The 20099-nt window shown below is 47.6% G+C and carries 17 protein-coding genes; 11 read left to right on the top strand and 6 right to left on the bottom strand.

The features are described 5' to 3' along the window. Positions 1 to 2 precede the first annotated feature (2 nt). The 9 genes from DHX103_RS02365 to DHX103_RS02325 all read left to right on the top strand — a co-directional run bounded on the left by DHX103_RS02365 (position 3) and on the right by DHX103_RS02325 (position 12940). A complete protein-coding gene (locus tag DHX103_RS02365; protein WP_422123672.1) occupies positions 3 to 1118 on the top strand; it encodes an N-acetyldiaminopimelate deacetylase in 1116 nt (371 codons plus the stop codon). A 95-nt stretch (positions 1119 to 1213) separates the two neighbouring features. Beyond that, the gene (locus tag DHX103_RS02360) at positions 1214 to 3574 is read left to right on the top strand and encodes a hypothetical protein (RefSeq protein WP_422123671.1); all 2361 of its coding nucleotides are present in this window, start codon (positions 1214 to 1216) and stop codon (positions 3572 to 3574) included. Continuing rightward, complete coding sequence (locus DHX103_RS02355; protein WP_422123670.1) at positions 3571 to 4506, top strand: ATP-binding cassette domain-containing protein; 936 nt, start codon at positions 3571 to 3573, stop codon at positions 4504 to 4506. Before DHX103_RS02360 ends, DHX103_RS02355 begins: the two co-directional genes overlap by 4 nt. After that, the gene (locus DHX103_RS02350) at positions 4503 to 5342 is read left to right on the top strand and encodes an ABC transporter permease (RefSeq protein ID WP_422123669.1); all 840 of its coding nucleotides are present in this window, start codon (positions 4503 to 4505) and stop codon (positions 5340 to 5342) included. The genes DHX103_RS02355 and DHX103_RS02350 overlap by 4 nt, the downstream gene beginning before the upstream one ends. Positions 5343 to 5354: 12 nt before the next feature. Next, positions 5355 to 6761: a hypothetical protein gene (locus DHX103_RS02345; RefSeq protein WP_422123668.1), complete on the top strand. Its 1407-nt coding sequence runs from the start codon at positions 5355 to 5357 to the stop codon at positions 6759 to 6761. 18 nt (positions 6762 to 6779) lie between these two features. Continuing rightward, positions 6780 to 7772: an AAA family ATPase gene (locus tag DHX103_RS02340; RefSeq protein WP_422123667.1), complete on the top strand. Its 993-nt coding sequence runs from the start codon at positions 6780 to 6782 to the stop codon at positions 7770 to 7772. Further along, positions 7769 to 8629 carry a DUF58 domain-containing protein gene (locus DHX103_RS02335; protein WP_422123666.1) on the top strand — a complete coding sequence of 287 codons (861 nt, stop codon included), beginning with the start codon at positions 7769 to 7771 and terminating at the stop codon, positions 8627 to 8629. Before DHX103_RS02340 ends, DHX103_RS02335 begins: the two co-directional genes overlap by 4 nt. Before the next feature lie 11 nt (positions 8630 to 8640). After that, positions 8641 to 10374 carry a vWA domain-containing protein gene (locus tag DHX103_RS02330; RefSeq protein ID WP_422123665.1) on the top strand — a complete coding sequence of 578 codons (1734 nt, stop codon included), beginning with the start codon at positions 8641 to 8643 and terminating at the stop codon, positions 10372 to 10374. Continuing rightward, on the top strand, positions 10355 to 12940 hold the full coding sequence (locus DHX103_RS02325; RefSeq protein WP_422123664.1) for a VWA domain-containing protein: 2586 nt from the start codon (positions 10355 to 10357) through the stop codon (positions 12938 to 12940). The genes DHX103_RS02330 and DHX103_RS02325 overlap by 20 nt, the downstream gene beginning before the upstream one ends. A 49-nt stretch (positions 12941 to 12989) precedes the next feature. Here the strand turns inward: DHX103_RS02325 and DHX103_RS02320 are convergent, their stop codons facing one another. The 6 genes from DHX103_RS02320 to DHX103_RS02295 all read right to left on the bottom strand — a co-directional run bounded on the left by DHX103_RS02320 (position 12990) and on the right by DHX103_RS02295 (position 18760). Beyond that, a complete protein-coding gene (locus tag DHX103_RS02320) occupies positions 12990 to 14201 on the bottom strand; it encodes an MFS transporter (RefSeq protein ID WP_422123663.1) in 1212 nt (403 codons plus the stop codon). 218 nt (positions 14202 to 14419) lie between these two features. Then, positions 14420 to 15496, bottom strand: coding sequence for an ABC transporter substrate-binding protein (locus tag DHX103_RS02315; protein WP_422123662.1), 1077 nt, complete (start codon positions 15494 to 15496; stop codon positions 14420 to 14422). A gap of 2 nt (positions 15497 to 15498) precedes the next feature. Beyond that, positions 15499 to 16305: an ABC transporter permease gene (locus tag DHX103_RS02310; RefSeq protein WP_422123661.1), complete on the bottom strand. Its 807-nt coding sequence runs from the start codon at positions 16303 to 16305 to the stop codon at positions 15499 to 15501. Then, positions 16289 to 17107, bottom strand: coding sequence for an ABC transporter permease (locus DHX103_RS02305; RefSeq protein WP_422124709.1), 819 nt, complete (start codon positions 17105 to 17107; stop codon positions 16289 to 16291). Before DHX103_RS02305 ends, DHX103_RS02310 begins: the two co-directional genes overlap by 17 nt. Further along, positions 17097 to 18203 carry an ABC transporter ATP-binding protein gene (locus DHX103_RS02300; RefSeq protein WP_422123660.1) on the bottom strand — a complete coding sequence of 369 codons (1107 nt, stop codon included), beginning with the start codon at positions 18201 to 18203 and terminating at the stop codon, positions 17097 to 17099. The genes DHX103_RS02305 and DHX103_RS02300 overlap by 11 nt, the downstream gene beginning before the upstream one ends. A 17-nt stretch (positions 18204 to 18220) precedes the next feature. Beyond that, a complete protein-coding gene (locus tag DHX103_RS02295; protein WP_422123659.1) occupies positions 18221 to 18760 on the bottom strand; it encodes a helix-turn-helix domain-containing protein in 540 nt (179 codons plus the stop codon). Positions 18761 to 19065: 305 nt separating this feature from the next. On the opposite strand from DHX103_RS02295, the gene DHX103_RS02290 reads away from it, so the two are divergent. Both DHX103_RS02290 and DHX103_RS02285 read left to right on the top strand, forming a co-directional pair. Then, a complete protein-coding gene (locus DHX103_RS02290) occupies positions 19066 to 19362 on the top strand; it encodes a hypothetical protein (protein ID WP_422123658.1) in 297 nt (98 codons plus the stop codon). A 75-nt stretch (positions 19363 to 19437) separates the two neighbouring features. Then, on the top strand, positions 19438 to 20097 hold the full coding sequence (locus DHX103_RS02285) for a potassium channel family protein (RefSeq protein WP_422123657.1): 660 nt from the start codon (positions 19438 to 19440) through the stop codon (positions 20095 to 20097). Positions 20098 to 20099: the final 2 nt, after the last annotated feature.

The following is a 20099-nucleotide window of genomic DNA, read 5'->3' as shown; positions in this document are numbered from 1 at the left end:
ATATGGACCTTATTACGATAAGAAGAGAATTGCATTCGATGCCGGAAATCGGTTTCCAGGAATTCAAAACCCAACAATACCTTTTGGAAAAGATCCGTTCGCTGCCGCAGGACCGATTGGAAATTGCGGAGTGGAAAACAGGGGTCGCTGTGAAAGTGCTCGGGCAAAACGCCACTAAGCTGATTGCCTGGCGCACGGATATTGACGGTCTACCGATTAGGGAAAACACCGACTTGCCGTTCAGCTCGGCCCATGAAGGATTTATGCACGCTTGCGGGCACGATATCCATATGGCGAATGCACTCGGTTTATTGGCTCAATTGATCGAAAATCCGATCCAACAAGACGTTCTGATCATTTTCCAGCCGGCGGAAGAAGGGCCGGGCGGCGCTTTGCCGTTCCGGGAATGGCTGAGAACCGAACGACCGGATTTGTGGCCGGATGAAATTTATGCCTTGCATATTGCGCCGGAGTTGCCGGTCGGAACGGTAGCAACCAAACCAGGTCTGCTGTTTGCCAATACTTCTGAGCTGTTCATCGATCTGCACGGAAAAGGTGGCCATGCAGCATTTCCGCATTTGACGGAAGACATGGCGGTGTCTGGTGCATCGCTATTGATGCAGCTGCAGACGATTGTCAGCCGCAACATCAACCCGATGGACTCGGCTGTGCTGACAATCGGTAAATTCACTGCGGGAACTGTTCAGAACATTATTGCTGAAAATGCACGGCTCGAAGGCACGATCCGCACGTTGAATAACGCATCGATGCTGAAAATGAAACAGCGCATCGAAGCTCTTTGCAAAGCTGTCGAAACCGGCTCGAATTGCCGCGTGTCGATTGACTATGGCGCTTCGTATCGGGAAGTGGACAATGACGAAAAATTGGCTGAGAAGTTTTTGGATTTTGCAGAGGAAGTTGACGGCATTACCGCTGTCCGTGCAGATGCCGCCATGACGGGAGAAGATTTCGGCTATTTTACCGAACAGATACCCGGAGTGATGTTCTGGGCTGGAGTGGATTCTGAATTTGGGCTTCACCATGCGAAATTGGATCCCGATGAAAGGATTCTGGAATTCATGCCTGGCTTCGTCCATCGATTTTTCAGTGAAATATAAAGTGGACAGCATCCAGCTGTCCGCTTTTTTTCTAGTTTAAAGGAACTAAATTCCAGCGGAAGCGTACTAATATATAGGAGATAAGGGGGGATCTTATGCAGAAACGGCTTTCAATCGGTCTTATTATTTTTTCGCTATTCATTATTTGCAATTTTCCAATGATGGTCTCGGCAGAAGCGGACATTACAATCGACGCTGAAGCCGGTTTCGAGAACAAGGTGAAATACAATAGGGGCGTACCGGTGCAGATTACTGCGTCCAACAGCGGAACAGCATTTTCCGGAGATCTCATTCTCGATTATTCCGAAAGCTATAACATAGGGGCAGGCCTTACCGTGCCGCTCAATCTGGCGGCGGGCGAGACCAAGACCTTTCAGCTGTCTTTGCCGGGAATGATGGACAATAGTTATTCGGGCAGCGGTGCAGGGAATCAAACAATTTTCCTCTATGAGGGCGGCTGGGAAACGGGACGTTCCATTAATTTTCGCGGCAGTAAATCGCTTCGGCCGAATTATTATAATCCGGAAATATTGTTTATTGCTGCACTGACCGAAAATGCCGATCGCTTGCGGGGGCTGGGTGAATTGCAGCCAATAGCTGGGGCAAATGCTCAGGTGTTCTATTTTAACCAACAGAGCGACATGCCATTGCCTTCTGATGCTTTGGCCTGGGACACACTCGATTATTTGATTATTGATGATTTCGCGTATAGTGATTTGCCTCCCGAAACCCAGCAGGCCGTATTGATGTGGCTCGAACAGGGAGGCACTATCCTGGTGGGTGCAGGGAGTAATTTGGAAGCGGCAACAGGCAATCTTGCTGAGTTGCTGCCGCTTGAACTTTCTTCTCCTGCGGAAACTGCGGTTCCATTATTAGAGAATCCGGTGGCGGCTTACGAGGCGGAATTGGGTGACGGCGCGCGGATGATTCTTGAACTGGATGGCCGCATTTTAGCTGCGGAAAAAACGTTCGGAAGAGGTATGGTGATGCAGACCGCGTTTTCGCTCGGCGATGAACCGGTAACTTCGCAACAGGGCTACCAGCAGCTCCTTTTGGATTTGCTGAGTTCAGATCAGTCAGGCCAGTACTTTCAACAGAGTCAATCCATAAAGGAACAAATGTCCTTTGAAATGGGCATGGCCAATGAGTTGTTTGAAAGCTTTGCTGTTTCCAAAACTGCGATGTTCATTATTATTCTTCTGTATATTATCATCGTGGTGCCAATTCTTTATATTGTCCTGAATAAAAAAGGCAAAAGGGAATATGCCTGGATGGCAATTCCGGCAATCGCCATCCTTGCTTCGATTGGGATTTTTGCTGCAGGTGCTAAAGACCGAATCGCAAATCCGCAAATTCAGCAGACAGGATTTTTTGAAGTGGACATCGATGGCGGCTTGAATGGGTTTTATATGAATACACTGTTGTCGAACCGGAGTGGTGATTATAAATTTTCCTCCCCATCAACAACAACCATGACGGCGACTGCCGGGAATCAGTTTTCCGGCGGCAGCAGACACGATCATGCAATTCTCGAGAATGGTTCGAATGCCAGCAATTTAACAATCAGAAATATGCGCTATTGGTCAGTTGCCTCCATTATTGGCGAATCCCATATTACTGGGAGCGGCGAGTTTGAAATTGCACTGTCCCTGGAAAACGGTAATTTGTCCGGCACAATCCGCAACGCATTTCCATTTGCGGTACATGATGCAGCAATCTGGACTGGAACCCGTCTGATGTCGTTGGGCGATTTCAATCCCGGGGAAGAAAAGCAGGTGTCGGAAATGGTACAGACCGATTTGCTGCAGCCCGTTTCCCCAATCGGTCAAACAGTTGGACCACAGACCATGGCAAGTGAAGAAGAGTTGATCGAAGCAAGAAAACGGAGTGCACTGAGCATGTCTTATGAACATCTCACCCAAAGTGCAAGTTCTCCTTATCTGATCGCCTATACAAATGATGCCATTATTCCGGTGATCTTGGATTCACAGGAAGCCAGAGTATCTGCCGTCCACCTGCTGGCTCAGAGCTTCGAACCGAGGGTCAGTTTTGATGGGAAATTCAGCATCAGCTCAGATGACTTTTCTATTGCTGTAAAGCCTGTAGATCCGCAGCTCGCGGTTCAGGAATATCCGGATAATCGTTATTTCTTCGGCTTGGAGCCGGGCGAATACCGTGTGGAATATCAATTGCCGAGTGCTTTGATGAGTGGCGAAACTGCGTGGTCCAAACTTGAAATTCGATCTGCTCCGACAGATCTGGAATTTTCCATTTTGCGGAGGGACAATGGAGAGTTTGAGGTATTGCCGCCCGGCTCTGCAGATCTTTCCAACAACAGCGGAATGTATATTTCAAATGACGGCATTATCGAAATAAAGATTGATAAAAACGAACAGACCGGTTATTCGGAAGTGACAATTCCCGATATTGAGTTGGAAGGGGAGGTGCAGCCATGATTGAGATCAAAGGATTAACGAAGAAGTATGGTTCCTTTTATGCTTTGAAGAATTTGAACTTGAACATTGAAGAAGGAACAGTTTTCGGTTTTGTCGGAGCCAATGGTGCTGGAAAATCCACAACATTTTCAATTCTGGCAACGCTTCTGCAGCCAACTGCCGGTGAAGCATGGATTAACGGGGTCTCAATTCTGCAGAATCCACAGGAAGTACGTCGTGAAATCGGCTATATGCCAGACTTTTTCGGAGTCTATGACCAATTAAAGGCCGATGAATACCTCGATTTTTACGGTGCCAGTTACGGCTTGGCTCCAAAGGAAAGAGCGGTGCTGATTCCAAAACTTCTCGAATTGGTAAACCTCTCAAATAAGCGTGAAGAATATGTGGATCTGCTGTCCAGAGGGATGAAACAAAGGCTTTGTCTGGCGCGGGCGTTGATCCATGACCCAAGTGTCCTGATTCTCGACGAACCGGCTTCAGGGCTGGATCCGCGGGCACGTGTGGAAATGCGTGAAATCTTGCGCGAATTAAAAACGATGGGCAAGACGATTTTGATATCTTCCCATATCCTGCCGGAGCTGGCGGAAATGTGCGACAGCCTCGGAGTCATTGATTCAGGTGAATTGGTGGCCCATGGCTCTGTCAAAAGCATTCAGCAAAAACTGCAAAACGAAAAAGTGATTCGCGTAAAAATATTCGGTCCGCTCGAGGATGCTGTGTCATTTTTCGAAAACGATCCGCTGGTGTCGCAAGTGGCTATTCATGCAGAACAGCATATTGTCCAATTTCTCTATAAAGGGGACAATTCAGACCAGTTGGCTTTACTTCAAAAAGCTGTGTCAGCGGACATCCCAATATTAGCTTTCACCGAAGAAGAAACCGATCTCGAAGACGTCTTCATGGAAATAACGAAAGGAGCTGAATCGATATGAGGGAGCTCCTGGCAAATCCTGTTTTGGTTAAAGAAATAAAACTGCGGTTCCGGAATTTAAAAAGTTTTACCGGGCTGTTTTTCTACTTGATGGTGATGGGGATTTTTGTTTTTGGCTTTGTTTACCTGACCAGTTCGATTTCAGGAAATGGCTTTTTTCGTCCAGACGAAAGCTTTATCCTATTTACGATGCTGAGTTTCATCCAATTGGGGCTGATCCTTTTTATCACCCCTGGCCTCACTGCGGGAACGGTCAGCAGTGAGCGCGAAAAACAGACTTTGAATATCCTGTTGACCACCGCACAAAGCAGCTTCCAGATTATTTTCGGGAAATTGCTGTCGTCGATCGCTTTCCTGTTGCTGCTGCTGGTGTCAGGGCTGCCAATCTATAGTATGGTATTTTTATATGGAGGCGTATCGCCCAGCCAGATTGCCGTAATATTCCTGTTTTATTTTTTGACTTTATTGGCCATCGGCAGTTTGGGCGTCATGTATTCAACCGTGACGAGACGTACGGTCGTGTCCATGATTGCAAGCTTCAGCACCATGATTTTTCTGACAGTGGTCACCGGATTTTTTCTTATTTTAACATTCTCACTTTCTTCAGCGGCGATGGGCACGGGCGTGTCACCGCTCAGCTACCTCTGGGCAAGCATCAATCCGGCCGTGGTGCTGATGACTTTGCTCGAGCCAAGCTGGAATACTGAAATCATTGGAATGACAGGGATTTCGCTGCCGCTCTGGGTGAGTTATTCCATTTTTTATACGTTGATTTTCCTGGGTTCGATGTGGCTTTCAGTGAGCAAATTACGGGTCAATATGAATAAATACAGATAAGGAGAATGTCTTATGGACAGTCGGAAAATCGCCCTTTATATCCGAAAAGCGAACCGCCGTCTGAAGTTGCAATTTATGTCAAAAACGCTTCAAATTGCAATCGGCCTTGGCCTGGTGTCAGTGCTTGTGTTGACGCTGTTTTCTCGATTGTCCATATTTCCTTATTATGGATTTTATGCATATTCAGCCGCTGGGCTCATCACCGCAATCGTATTGGGAATCGGTAGCTATAAGATGCCTCGCCGTGAGCAGGCGATCAGCGAATTGGACCAATATACACCGCATAATCAATTGCTGACCTTATCGCAGACACCGAGAGGCAACCCATTGGCTGACGATTTGGCAAACAAGACCGAAAAGGGCATTCATAACAGCTATCAATTGTTCAGACAGGAACAGAACGACTGGTTTTCTGCGAAATGGCTGCTGGCGTCATCGGGGATTACCCTATTATTGCTGATTTCAGCGTTATTTCCGGCTGCCACCCAACTCGCAGCGAAAGACCATGAGCAGGAACAGGAATTAATAGAAGAAATGATTGAAGAAGTGGAAAGATTACAGGAACAAGCCGATTCATCCCTTGTCAGAAATGAGCTCGACAGCCTCGAAGAAAAATTGGCCGAAAGTGAAACAGCAGAACAGGCTTTGCGTGAATTGGTGAAAAAACAAAAAGAGCTGGATTTGAAACAGCAGCAGAAAGAAAAAGAAGGCAATGAAAATGCCAGTGAGGAAGCGGAAGCTTTGGAACAAGCGTCTGCCCAATTGGCCGAGCAAGCCGGCGAGACCCAAACAGCGCTCAGCGAAATGGGGAAAGCTGTAGCGTTTGACTTGCAAGAATCGATTGCGGCAAATGAGCTTTCTGAAGATGATCCAGAAAGCAGTGCATCAGAAACGGAGAACAGCAGTGAACAAGCGGGTTCAGACGGTGAAAGCCAAGAGCAAGGCGATGGCAGCAACACAATAGATGGGGATTCGGAAGAAGGCAGTTCCACTGAAGCGGATTCCGGACAAGCTTCCGGTGAGGGAGCGGATGAAGGATCGGGAGAAGGATCGAGTGGCGAATCGAATGACGGTCAAGAAGGTCAAGGGGATTCAGGATCTTCATCCGGCGGCGAGAGTTCAGCGAACGGTGAAGGCATTGGGCAAGGCACCGGACAAGGGAGCCGCGAACTGCTCAGTATTCCTTCGAGAATCGGGGGTTCCGGAGAAACTATTGTGGATGACGGTGAGTTGTCGGAAGGCGACACGGAATTTTTCGAACAAGGGCCTGTGGATGCAGAGCGCGGCACCGTGCGGCCATACCGGGAAGTGGTGGGTTCTTACAGTGACTCCTATTTTTCCAGTGCAGAAAGCATGAGCCTGCCGCCGGATCTTCAGCAAATTATTGAACAATATTTTTCGGCAATTGACAATGACTAATTGAAAGTGGGGAGAGCGATGACAGTTACAGCAGAACAATTTACGGAAATGAGCTCCAAATTGCAGCAGGTCAAAGATGAAATCGGCCGCTTTATCGTCGGCCAGGATGAGGCTGTCGAGTTTTCGCTTTATTCCATTCTATCTGATGGCCATGCACTGCTCGAAGGCTTGCCTGGTCTGGGCAAAACGATGTTGATCCGGTCGATTGCGGAAGTGCTGGATCTGTCATTTTCCCGTATTCAATTCACACCGGATCTGATGCCTTCGGATATTACCGGAACCAGTCTGATAGAGCGGGACCAAGCCGGCAGACAGCAGTTCACTTTCCGGGAAGGGCCGATTTTCAGCCAAATGGTGCTGGCTGACGAAATCAACCGGGCGACTCCGAAAACGCAAAGTGCCCTGCTGGAAGCGATGGGCGAAAAAACCGTCACGGTGCTGGGGGATACGAAAAGAATGGCACGCCCATTTTTCGTTTTGGCTACGCAGAATCCCATTGAAATGGAAGGAACGTATCCATTGCCGGAAGCTCAAATGGACCGTTTCCTCTGCAAAATAAAACTATCGCCGCCAACCCGCGCCGAACTGGCCACCATCGTCCGGCGTACAACAGGCGTTGAAGATATCCGATTGGAAAAGGTGATGAACACGGAACAATTGCTTGCTGCGCAGCAGCTTACCAAAGAAGTGCTGATTGCTGATGATATCCTGATGGTGGCGGTGGACATCATTCAGCATACGGATCCCGCACAATCGGATATTGAAGACATTCAACGGTTTGTGCAATATGGCAGCGGACCCCGCGGGCTGCAGAGCCTGATTCGAACTGCAAAAGCCCGTGCATTAACCGAGGGGCGTTATCACGTATCCATCGGAGACCTGAAATATGTGGCGAGGCCGGTTTTGCGGCACCGGCTGCTGCTCAATTATGAAGGCGAAGCCGAAGGGGCAGATATTGACGCATTGATCGACCAGGTGCTGGATGCTAGCGGCAGGGGAATTTCCAGATGACATTTCTTCAATTGCCAGAAGACTGGGTTTCACGCCTGGGCCGTTATTCAATCGAAACCCGCTCAAAAATCAGGGGGCATCATAAAGGGTCCAGCCGTTCCAGACGCATTGGATCTTCGATGGATTTTTCCGATTACAGGGAATACCATGCCGGCGATGATGTGCGGCATATTGATTGGAATGTATACGCCAGAACTGAAAAAGTTTATATCAAAAGGTTTTTGGATGAACAGGAGATGCGGGTACATATCATGATTGACGGTTCGAAATCGATGCGGAGCAAGTGGCTGTTTACCAAACAGCTGGTATTTTCACTTGGTTCCATCACATTGATGAACGACGATAAGCTGACAATTTCTTTCGGGGAAATCAAACAAGCTCCTTTTAAACAAAAAGGGAAATCCGCCCAAAAACTGTTCAACCACTTTGTCGCTTCTATACCTGATGCAGCAGGGGAAGGTTTTGCGGCCACGGCCGATTTTCAGCCGGCAAAAGACTCGACCGTCCTGTTCATTTTGACGGATGGACTCGAACCCCTGGATCATTGGCAGCGTTTTTTCAGCAGGGCTTCAAGATATTCAAAAGATGTCCGATTCCTGCACATATCGAATCAGCAGGAACGCCAACCTCTTTTTCAGGGAGATTTGCGCTTGATCGATGACGAAAGTTTGGATGCTTTTAATGTCACAATGACGGATCGAACTGCCGAGGATTATAACCGGAAACGGCTTGAACATGTGGAGGGACTGCAGGCTTTATGCCGGAAATACGGTGTTCAATATATGCCGGTCCATCTGGAGGACGGGGTACAGCATATTGTTATGCACCAATTGGTAAAACAAAAATGGATCAGGTGAGGTGAAGCGGAATGGGTATTTCAAATTGGGGACTGGCCTGGACATTGATCATGCCCATTGCCCTCATCCTTTATTACTTCTATAGAAAAAAATACAAAGACCAGCAAGTTTCCTCAATTTTATATTGGCAGCAAGTCATGAAGGAAATGCAGGCATCGCCGTATCTTAAAAAATTGCAGCATCACGCCCTTTTTTATCTGCAGCTGGCAGCCCTCCTGCTGCTTGTTTTGGCCCTGTTGAATCCATATATCAAGTCGGCGAGCCTCCAGGGCGGGGAATTCATCTTTATCATCGACACTTCCGCTTCAATGCTCGCAGGTTCGCCGAGTGGTCTGGAACAGCAAAAAACCTTGATGAAAGAGTTGGCAAAGGAGGCACAAGGCAAGCCGGTGACGATCATTAACGCGGGCAGCACGCCTGAAATTCTGATTGGCCCGGAACAGTCGGACAGAGCGCTGCAGCAGGCAATCGATTCGATTGATGCGGGCTATGAATCAGCTGAAATGGAAAAAACGATTTTATTCGCCGAAACGCTTCTTGAAGAAAATTCGGGAGTCATACATATTTTTACAGATTCGCTGGATCGGAATATTTTGGCCAATAAAACCGGTGCGGCGTTCGAGGTCCATGCCATAAAGGAGAAACCGGCCAATGTTTCGGTGCGGCAATTTGGCGTAGCCGAAGGGCCGTCAGGCTATCGGGCGATTGTCCAGGTGTTAAATGACAGTGAGGCGGCGATTGTGGGCGCGATTGAATTATCGGGTGGCGATCACACCGTCAACACGGAAATCGAATTGGAACCCGGGGAAGAAAAACTGATTCCTTTCGAAAATCTGCCGGCCGGTGAACTGTGGCAGGCAACGCTCGCTGTCGACGACGATTACAAATTGGATAATCAGGCATATACCTATGTTAATCAGTCGATAGACACCGTGATCATCGACAACGCCTTGCACAATCTTGTCGCGCGGGGTGTGGCGTCACTCGGAATCACCGGCAATTCAGCTTCCGCTGAAGAACTGCCGAAATTCGCCGGCATTCCGCTCATCACAAATCAGAGCAAGCTGATCGGCGGAGATTCGCCGGTGTTATTGATCGGCAGAAATGATGAAACGACTTTTGACGTTTCGGGACAGGTCGAAACGGACGGCCATCCGCTGTTTGTATACGCACCGATGGATGATGTCTACATCGCATCTTTGTATCCCGGATTCGACAATTTCACAACAGCCGCAACAATTGACGGGGAACCGTTCATCCAATTATCGCCTGACGGGGATATTATTGTATTGGCAGACATCGAAGCCACCGACTGGCCGCTCAGCCCGTCTTTCCCATTGTTTCTCTGGAGCGCAGTCAATGAATTGAGCGACAGCGATGAATATCTGGGAACATTCCTGCCAAAAGAGCATCGGGCCGTCGCTTTGAGCTCTTCTGGCGGAGATTGGGAAATTTTCAAAGGGGAAGAATACCAATTTTCATATATCGAAGGCCAAAGCAGTTTTCGGGCTCCGAAAGAACCGGGAATATACCGCGCTGTAAACGATGAAGAAATAAAATCTTTTATTGTCCAATTGAACAACGAAGAAAAAATCTTAACGAGCGGTCAAAATTATTCAGCCGGCGGGGCGATTGAAACAACATCTTCTACGGAGCATTCGGTCATTCCCTGGCTTCTGCTGATAATCCTGCTCTTGATATTGGCAGAATGGGAGGTGTACCGGCGTGGAACTTCGAATGGATGAGCCTTTATGGCTAATACTCTTGTTGCCGGTAGCCGTCTATCTGCTGTTAACGGCTTGGCAAAGACTTAACAAAAGTTCAAAGCTTTTTCGCACATCTTTTATTTTGCGGATTTTGAGTGTTGCGCTGCTGATTCTGGCACTTGCTGGTCCGGCCGTTCATCAGCCGGTTGAAGAAGAGCAGATTATATTCTTGTGGGACCGTTCCGATTCAATGGGGGCGGCTGATGCCGGCATTGAACAACAGCTGAACCAGCTATGGCCCCAAAAAGAGCACCATCAATCAGCGGGGATTTTTACATTTGCTGAAGATTTCCAGTCTTTGATTCCGCTGTCGGCTGATTCGCAACTCCTGCCTGCCGAACAGCCGGTCAATGTATCCGGCAATACCGATATTGCGCAGGCGCTGGAACTTGCCGCAAACAGCGGAGAACAAAGTTTGGCTACACGAATTGTGCTGTTGAGCGATGGCAATGAAACCCGGTCCTCCGTACTGGAAAGCCTGGAGCGCATTCAAGATGACAGAATTTCGATTGATGTGCTGGCGGTGGAGCCGCCTGGGGGCAATGAAGCCACATTGACTGAGTTCCAAACGCCAAGCCAGGCTTTTATGGGCGAAGAACTGAGCTTTTCGTTGATCATCGAAGCCGACCAGGAAAGCGTGGGTGAAATTGTGCTGCGCGTCAATGATGTGGAATTCGACAGGGAACCTGTTGAACTCGAAGAAGGAAGGAATTTAATTCCATACACTTACAAAGCGGTAAGTGAAGGCCAGCTGATATTCGAAGCGGCCATCGAAATTGAAGGAGATGGATTTCTTCAGAACAATCGCTTGACGAGCCTGACGGAAGTGGAAGGTCCACCGGAGGTATTAATAGTGAGCGGAGAAGGCGACAGCCCGATCGCTGATTTAGCTGATCAGGAAAACATTCAAATCTCAGAAACAGCAGCTACCGGTTTGCCGGAAAATTTGTCTTCGATTCTTGCTTACGATGCCATCATTTTTGATAATGTATCCGGCACGCCGGTAGGGGGACAAACCATGGCGGTCATTGAACAGGCAGTGAAAGAATTTGGAATGGGTTTTATGATGGTGGGCGGCGACCAGAGTTTCGGTCTCGGCGGCTATTTCAAAACGCCAATTGAAGAACTGCTGCCTGTTGCGATGGAAGTCACAGGAAAACACGAATTGCCTTCGCTGGGGCTTCTGATTGTCATAGACCGCTCCGGCAGTATGGCCGGCCAGAAAATGGAATTGGCGAAAGAGGCAGCGGCACGCTCTGTCGAATTGCTGCGGGAAGATGATGTTGTCGGAGTCATCGCTTTTGATGACATGCCCTGGCAGATCGTCCCGACGGAGAAGCTGGGCGACCGGCAGCAGGCCGTCGATGATATTCTTTCGGTGGCACCGGGAGGCGGAACAGAAATCTATTCTTCGCTTGCTGAGGCCTATCGCCAATTGGAAAATGAAGATTTGCAGCGCAAGCATATTATCCTGCTGACGGACGGCCAATCTCCAACGCAAAATGATCCTTATGAACTGATCGAAAAAGGTGTGGACAATAAAATCACCTTATCGACAGTTGCGATCGGACAGGATGCCGACAGTGTCCTGCTTGAATCGCTGGCGCAATCCGGCAGTGGCAGATTTTATGACGTATCCGATGCAACAACAATTCCGGCAATTCTGTCCCGCGAAACGATTATGATGTCACGAACCTATATCGTCGACGAACCTTTTACGCCGCTAATTTATGAAAGTGCCTGGAGTCCATTGTTCGAAGACGGAATTCCAAGCATGAACAGCTATATCGCAACCACCGCCAAAGATACCGCAAGGATCGTGGCAGAAAGCGAGCAGCAGGACCCGGTGCTGGCAGAATGGAACTATGGGTTGGGCAAAGCCGTGGCATTCACCTCAAGCAGTGGCGCCTGGAGCGGAGAATTTCAGAACTGGAACAATTGGCCAGCTTTTTGGAATCGGAATATCTCCCAACTGCTGCCTTCATTCACAGAAACGCCGTTTTCGGTCACGAGGAAACAGCAGGGGATTTATACAATTGAAGATCCTTCCCAGGCATCTGCCATTCTCAACGTCGCTGTCATCAATGAAAGAGGACAACAAATAGCTGTTCAGAATGAACCGGTTGCTCCGGGAGTCGTCGATGTGCATATGGATGAAGAGCCCGGCCTTGTGTTTTTCAGTATTTCCAATGAAACGGGGGCAGCCTACCGACAAGGCCTGACAATTCCTTATGGCGAGGAATACCGCAGCAACCCGGCAGACACACAGCTGCTCGCGGCAATTGCTGAACGGAGCGGCGGACAAGTGTTGGAAACGCTGGATGATGCTTTCAGAGAAATTCCATATCGCAGCTCCACTGTTCAGGACATTCGAATACCGCTAATCTTATTGGCGATGCTGTTGTTCTTCGCTGATATTACGATCCGTCGGTTTGGCATCCGATTGCCCGCACTGCCCAAGAAATTACAGGCACAGCCTCAAACAGGCGATGGGAATACAGGGATCGAACAATTATTGAAAGCCAAACGGCGGAACAAAAAATAAAACCTGTCCAATTTTTGGACAGGTTTTTCATATTTCAAGATTTTCAAATTCAACTCTCGCCTTCGGGCACCACATAGCGGGTTTCCTGCAGCAATTGCTGCTTTTTCGCCGACCAGCTGGATGCAATAAAGAAGCACAGCAACAGGATGGCAGTCCCGGCAATATAAGGGAGGATCATATTGATATCAAACAGAATGCCGGCAAGTGCCGGTCCGATCATATTGCCAAGGCTCATATACGCATTATTCATTCCAGCAGCATAGCCCTGCTGGTCGCCGGCCAATTTGGAAATGAGCGTATTGATGGCCGGGCGCAACAGGGAGGCGGCAGTGAAGAACACGGCCGATACCAGCAAAATGCTCAAGAACGTATCGACGAACAGGATGCCGATCATGGCTGCGGCGGATAACAGCAGATTTACAAGAATCACTTTCATTTCACCGAAGCGTTTGAACAGCCGATCGATGACGAATGTTTGGATGATGACCCCGACAAATCCGCCGATTGTAATGAGGACGGAAATTTCCTTCGGCGTAAATCCGTGTTCTTTATCAACATATAGCGCGATGGTGGATTGGAAATTCGATAAGCCGAATGCAAAGATGAACATGACGATCAGCAAGGCAAAATAGGGCATATAAATGGAACGTTTCATTTGCTGGATCAAATTTTCGTTCTTGTTTTCTGTTTGCTGGATGGTCGGTGGCACGTCCGGTAATGCGATATAGGACATGATAGCGGCTAAGGTTGCGACAAGTGCGGCGATGTAGAAGGGAAATTGGAGGCTGACTTCTGCCAGAAATCCGCCGAAACCCGGTCCGATCATGAAACCAAGTGACATGGAGGCGCCGAGAAGTCCCATGCCTTTGCCGCGCTCTTCATACGTTGTGATGTCGGCGACAAATGCCATCATTGGCGGAATCAGGAATGCAGCACCCAGTCCGCTGAAGAATCTGGCCAGATATAGAACCCATAATTCAGTGGCAAGGCCGAAGAGCAGCTGGGACATACCGAAAATAACCAATCCAAATATGATCAATTTTTTTCTACCGTATTTATCCGACAGTTGTCCGGCAAGAGGGGAGAACAGAAATTGGGCTAAAGCGAAAGTGGCGATCAATGTCCCGAGCACCTGGCCAGCGACTCCGAACGTATCCAGGTAGGCAGGCATGATCGGGATGATCAGGCCGATTCCGCTCATGGCAATGAACATATTGAACATCAATATATATAAGGCGACTTTATTTGATTTTATTGCCATCAGGCGTGTCCTTCTTTCGTGAATTACTTCGTGTTACTAAATTTTAGCATAATGAACTTAGTTACTATACCCCATTTCATAAAAAAATAACAGGCAAGGACCCTGCAAAAAACATTTTTGCAGGGTCCTTTGCGACGAAGCTAGCGAAGCGATACAGGAGCAAGGTTTTAAAAGATAGCGTATAACAAAAGAAAAATAGCGGGCAAGAAATCTGCCCACTACTTCTCCATATCCATTTTAAATTCCAAAAACAGTTCGTTATAAACACCCAGCATTTCGAGTCCGAGGTTTTCATAGACTTCGAGCCGCTCACGCATTTCTTCGGTTGGATAGAACCGTTCATCACCGGTCACTTCCGGATCCATCAATTCGACAGCTGCCTGATTGGGGGTCGAGTAACCGACATAATCAGCGTTTTGCGCAGCTACCTCTGGATCAAGCATAAAGTTGATGAATTCATGTGCACCCTCGACATTGTCGGCGGTTTTCGGAATAATCATATTGTCGAACCAGAGATTGGAGCCTTCTTCAGGCACCGAGTAATCGATATTTTCATTGATCCACATCATATCCGCCGCCTGGCCGGACCAGGTAAGCGCGACTGCGGCTTCTTCGCGGCGCATCATTTCGACGATTTCATCGCCGATGATGGCTTTGACATTTGGCCCCAGCGTTTTCAGTTTGTCCGTCGCTTCACGCAATTCGCCCATATCGGTGGAATTCAATGAATAGCCCAGGCTGTTGAGGCCCATGCCGATGACCTCGCGGGCCGAGTCCACCAGGATGACTTCCTGGTCCAATGATGGATCCCACAAATCGTCCCAGTTTTCAAAGGTCTGCCCTTCAAGCAGCGAAGGGTTGAAAGCTATGCCGACAGTTCCCCAAAAATAAGGGATCGAATATTCATTGCCGGGATCAAAAGGCAAATTGAGAAAATAGGGATCGATATTTTCAAGGTTGGTGATCTTTTCAAGGTCGATTGGATGAAGCAGATCCGATTCCTTCATCTTTTCAATGGCATATTCAGAAGGCATGGCGACGTCATAAGTCGTGCCGCCTTGTTCCACTTTTGTCATCATCGCTTCATTGGAATCGAAAGTTTCATAAACGACGGTGATGCCGGTTTCCTCTTCAAATTGGCTGACGAGTTCAGGGTCAATATATTCGCCCCAGTTATAAACGTTGATGGTGCCGCCGCCTCCCGCAGAAGATGTGTCTTCCAGGATGGAAACCACATACATCAATACTGCAGAAATCACGATGATCGCTAAACTTGCTTGCACTATACTTTTCATGATCAGTTTCCACCTCCAGGGGGCCGGACAGTCAATCGAGTCCGGTTATTAAAGAAGTAATAGCCGAGCACGAGCCCAAGCGTCACAAGGAAGATCAATGCGGAAAGGGCGTTGATCGTCAGCGTGATGCCAGCGCGTGCCATCGAATAGATCTCAACGGATAATGTCGCGAAGCCGTTGCCGGTGACAAAGAAAGTGACAGCGAAATCATCCAGCGAATAGGTCAGTGCCAGGAAGAATCCTGCAAATATTCCGGGTTTGATATAGGGAATGATGACACGCGTCAGGATATCGCGTTTCGATGCACCGAGATCGGTTGCAGCATCGATTAACGAATCGCTCATTTCCATCAGTTTCGGCAGCACCATGATGACGACGATCGGAATGCTGAAGGCGATATGGGAAATCAGCACGGAAGCAAAACCGAGTTTGATGCCGATCATGGTGAATAGAATCAGAAACGAGGCACCGATAATCACATCGGGGCTGACGATGAGAATGGTATTTAATGACAGCACCGAGTTGCGCATTTTGCGGTTGCGGATAAAGACGATGCCGATTGCACCTAACACCCCGATGGCTGTGGAGATCAACGCAGACAATAAGGCGATGATTACCGTGTTCAGGACAATGATGATCAGCCGCGTATCATTGAATACAGCTGCATAATGCTCAAGTGTAAACCCTTCAAAGCTGGACATCGTGCCGCCACTGTTGAACGAGTAGAAAATCAGGTAAAAAATAGGTGCATAAAGGATGATAAATACAATGGCCAAATAAATTCGTGCCGGCTTACTTAATTTTTCCATTGATGGTACCTCCTTTTTCACCGGTGACCATCATGATAATGATCATGAACAGGATCAGGAAAACAGCTATTGTCGAGCCCATGCCCCAGTTTTGGGTCACCAGGAATTGCTGCTCGATGGCTGTTCCGAGGGTGATGACTTTATTGCCCGCAATCAATCTTGTGATGACAAACAGCGACAAGGCAGGGATGAAAACCACCTGGATGCCGGCTTTGACGCCGTTGATCGCGAGTGGAAATATGACCCGGGTGAATGTCGTCCAGGACGACGCACCCAGATCCCGTGACGCATCGATCAAAGCCGGGTTGATGCGGTCGAGAGAATTGAAGATCGGCAGCACCATGAACGGGATGAAGATATACACGGACACGAAAATAAAGCTGAAATCCGTGAACAGAATCTGCAGCCGTTCGGAACCGATGGCGGCCAACATATTATTGGCAGGGCCATATAAGCCGAAAATTCCGATGAACGCATAGGCTTTCAGCAGCAAATTAATCCACGACGGAATAATGATGAGCAGCAGCCATAAATTTTTATGCTTCGTTTTGGTCAGCCAATAAGCTGTCGGATAAGCTACCACTAAAGAAATTAAAGTGATCAGAAACGCATACCAGAAAGAACTCAAGGTTAACCGGAAATAAACGGAAGAGAAAAAGTTCTTATAATTATCGAGAGTCAGATTGCCGGCGATATCGAAAAAGGAGAAATACACAACCAGAGCAATTGGCGCTATGACGAACATAACAATCCATAAATAATAGGGAATCAGATAGAACGGATTGGTCGAATTATTTTTCATAGCCTGCTGCTCCGTAAGCTTCAAGTCTAGCATCAAAAGCCTCTTCCGATTCGTTGAGGCGCATTACATGGATGGCTTCCGATTCGAAATCCAATCCAATTTTCGATCCGACTTCAACTCGTTTCGTCGAATGTACCAGCCATTCATTGCCGACTTCATCCACGGTGGAAATTTCGAAATGGACTCCGCGGAATAATTGGCTGTCCACCGTCACGGTAATTTTCCCTCGCTCCACACGCGTGATGTGGAGATCTTCCGGACGGATGACGATTTCCACTTTTTCGTTCTTGTTGAGGCCCTGGTCCACACATTCAAATTCCTGTTTGGCAAAGCGCACGCGGTAGTCATCAATCATCACGGCATCCACAATATTCGATTCACCGATAAAATCTGCCACATACCGGTTGATCGGTTCATCATAAATATCCATCGGCGTTCCGCTTTGCTGGATTTCACCCGACTTCATAACAAAAATCTCATCCGACATGGCAAGTGCTTCTTCCTGGTCATGGGTGACAAAGATGAACGTTTTTCCGAGGCGCTGCTGCAGATCCCGCAATTCGTATTGCATTTCTGTGCGCAATTTCAAATCAAGCGCAGACAAAGGTTCATCGAGGAGAATCACTTCCGGATCATTGACGATTGCACGCGCAATGGCAACCCGCTGACGCTGGCCGCCGGACATTTCATCGATCTTGCGCTTTTCATAGCCGTGCAGGTTTACAAAATCGAGGGCCTCCAAAACGCGCTGCTCAATTTCAGCCTTTTTCAATTTCTTGATACGCAAACCAAAGGCCACATTTTCAAATACATCCAAATGGGGAAACAGGGCATAATCCTGAAACACGGTATTGACCTGTCGTTCATTGGCAGGGAAGTCATTGACGATTTCACCTTCTATATAAATATTGCCTTTAGTGGGCTTGATGAATCCCGCAATCAGCCGAAGAATGGTTGTTTTGCCGCATCCTGAAGGGCCAAGCAACGTATAGAACTTGCCCCGCTCCAATTCGAAACTTACGTTGTTCAGCACAGTGCCTGCACCTTCATAGTGTTGTGTTACATTTTCAAATCGGATGATTGAACTTCCGGACATTATTATTACCTCCTGTATTAAAGATATGAGTGGGTCGCGGTGATAAGCATTTCACATTGTTCGGTGCCGGCGTTGCATAATTGATGATGTTGGGAAGCCTCATAGTAAATGGAATCTCCGGCGACCGCGATATATTCTTCGTTTCCCAGTATCAGGCGTACCTTGCCTTCCAGCACATAGATGAAAGTCTCTGCCTGAGATGGCTCGAAATTCTTGTATTGCCCCTGGGCGGACAAAGTGAGATAGATGGGTTCCATTTCCTTCTTGTAGCTGGTGGGTATAAGCCAGTCGACTTCGTAACCGGCTTCCTCATCTTTATGGATGCGGTGATCTTTTGAAGAATAAATCACTTTCGGTGATTCAGTGTCTTCGAAAAAATCCCGGGGCGTCGTGCCCAATACCTCCAGTAAAGTGAAAAATGTTTCAATGGAAGGGGAGTTCATGTCACGTTCGAGCTGTGAGATGAAGCCCTTGCTCAAATCCGTGCGTTCCCCCAATTCTTCCTGGGTCAAACCGTTTTTCAACCGAAGGCTTTTAATTTTCGAACCGATTTCCATGGCGAACCTCCCTAATTTCGATATTTCCTTTGAGTTTATTATAAGCAAACTTCCGCGTTTTAAAGTTTAGTTAAAATACACTTTCAGTTTACAATTAATGCTATTCAAATTGCAATATATAATTCGAAAAATAAAGCTGAAACTTTTTAAATTAATTGGTCCGTATCTATTGCATTCTGTACGGTGTATTTACTATTATAGAGAAAGTGCAAAAAGATATTTTATTATAATGTAACCGACCATAGGAAATAGAATCATCCGTAGAGCTAAAAAAAAGCCGTTTCACTAATTTGGGAGTGACCAGAATGAATGACAAAATGAATTTTTTCCTGGATCCGAAACATCGGGCAGTGCAAAAATCAACGATTATGAATTATAAACAAGACCAGCAGGGGTTATACCTCGTGGCAAACAAAAAGATCATCAATTGGATGGAAGTCCACACGTATTGTCATCATTGTTTATCAGCTTTGACGTTTGATGATGAGTTTGATGCGAGTTATTGCGCAAGCTGCAATGAATGGCGTGAAGAAGCATGCACCGATATCGACTGCGAATACTGTGAAAACCGACCAACACGACCACTGGACCCCCGCCGATAAGCGGGGTTTTTTTCTTGTCTTCTTTCTGAAAAGAATATGGTAGACTAGAGTTAAGCAAGGATTTGGAGGATGGTTATGAAAAAGGAATTTGTAGTGATAGGACTTGGAAGATTCGGGGGCAGCATTGTCCGTGAGCTGATCGAACAGGATGCCGATGTTATGGCAATCGACAAAGATTCAGACAGAGTCGATGAATTTGCAAGCATCGCAACACAGGCAGTGGTTGCCGATACAACTGATGAATCCGTTTTAAAATCGCTGGGCATCCGTAATTTTGAACATGTCATTGTGGCGATTGGGGAAAATATTCAGGCGAGCATTTTGACAACGCTGATGCTGAAAGAAATCGGCGTCAAGAAAATTACCGTGAAAGCCCAGAATGACTACCATGCGAAAGTGCTGGACAAAATCGGAGCCGATAAAGTCGTCCATCCGGAGCGTGACATGGGGATCCGCATTGCCCATAATATGCTGTCAAATAATGTCTTGGACTATCTGGAACTTTCAGATGAACATTCGATCATGGAAGTGAAAGCCAACGAAAAGCTGGCTGGGTTCACCCTGATCGGCCTCGATATCCGTGCAAATTACGGCATCAATATTGTTGCCATCAAGCGCGGCAAGGATATCATCGTTTCTCCGCAGGCGGATATGGAAATCGAATTGCAGGATATCCTCATCATCATCGGTTCTGATGCGGACATCAACCGTTTTGAGAAGAAGATGCTGAACTAGAG

The organism is Planococcus daihaiensis, assembly GCF_049262615.1.
Classification (GTDB): domain Bacteria; phylum Bacillota; class Bacilli; order Bacillales_A; family Planococcaceae; genus Planococcus.
This window is presented reverse-complemented; position numbering and strand designations above follow the sequence as displayed.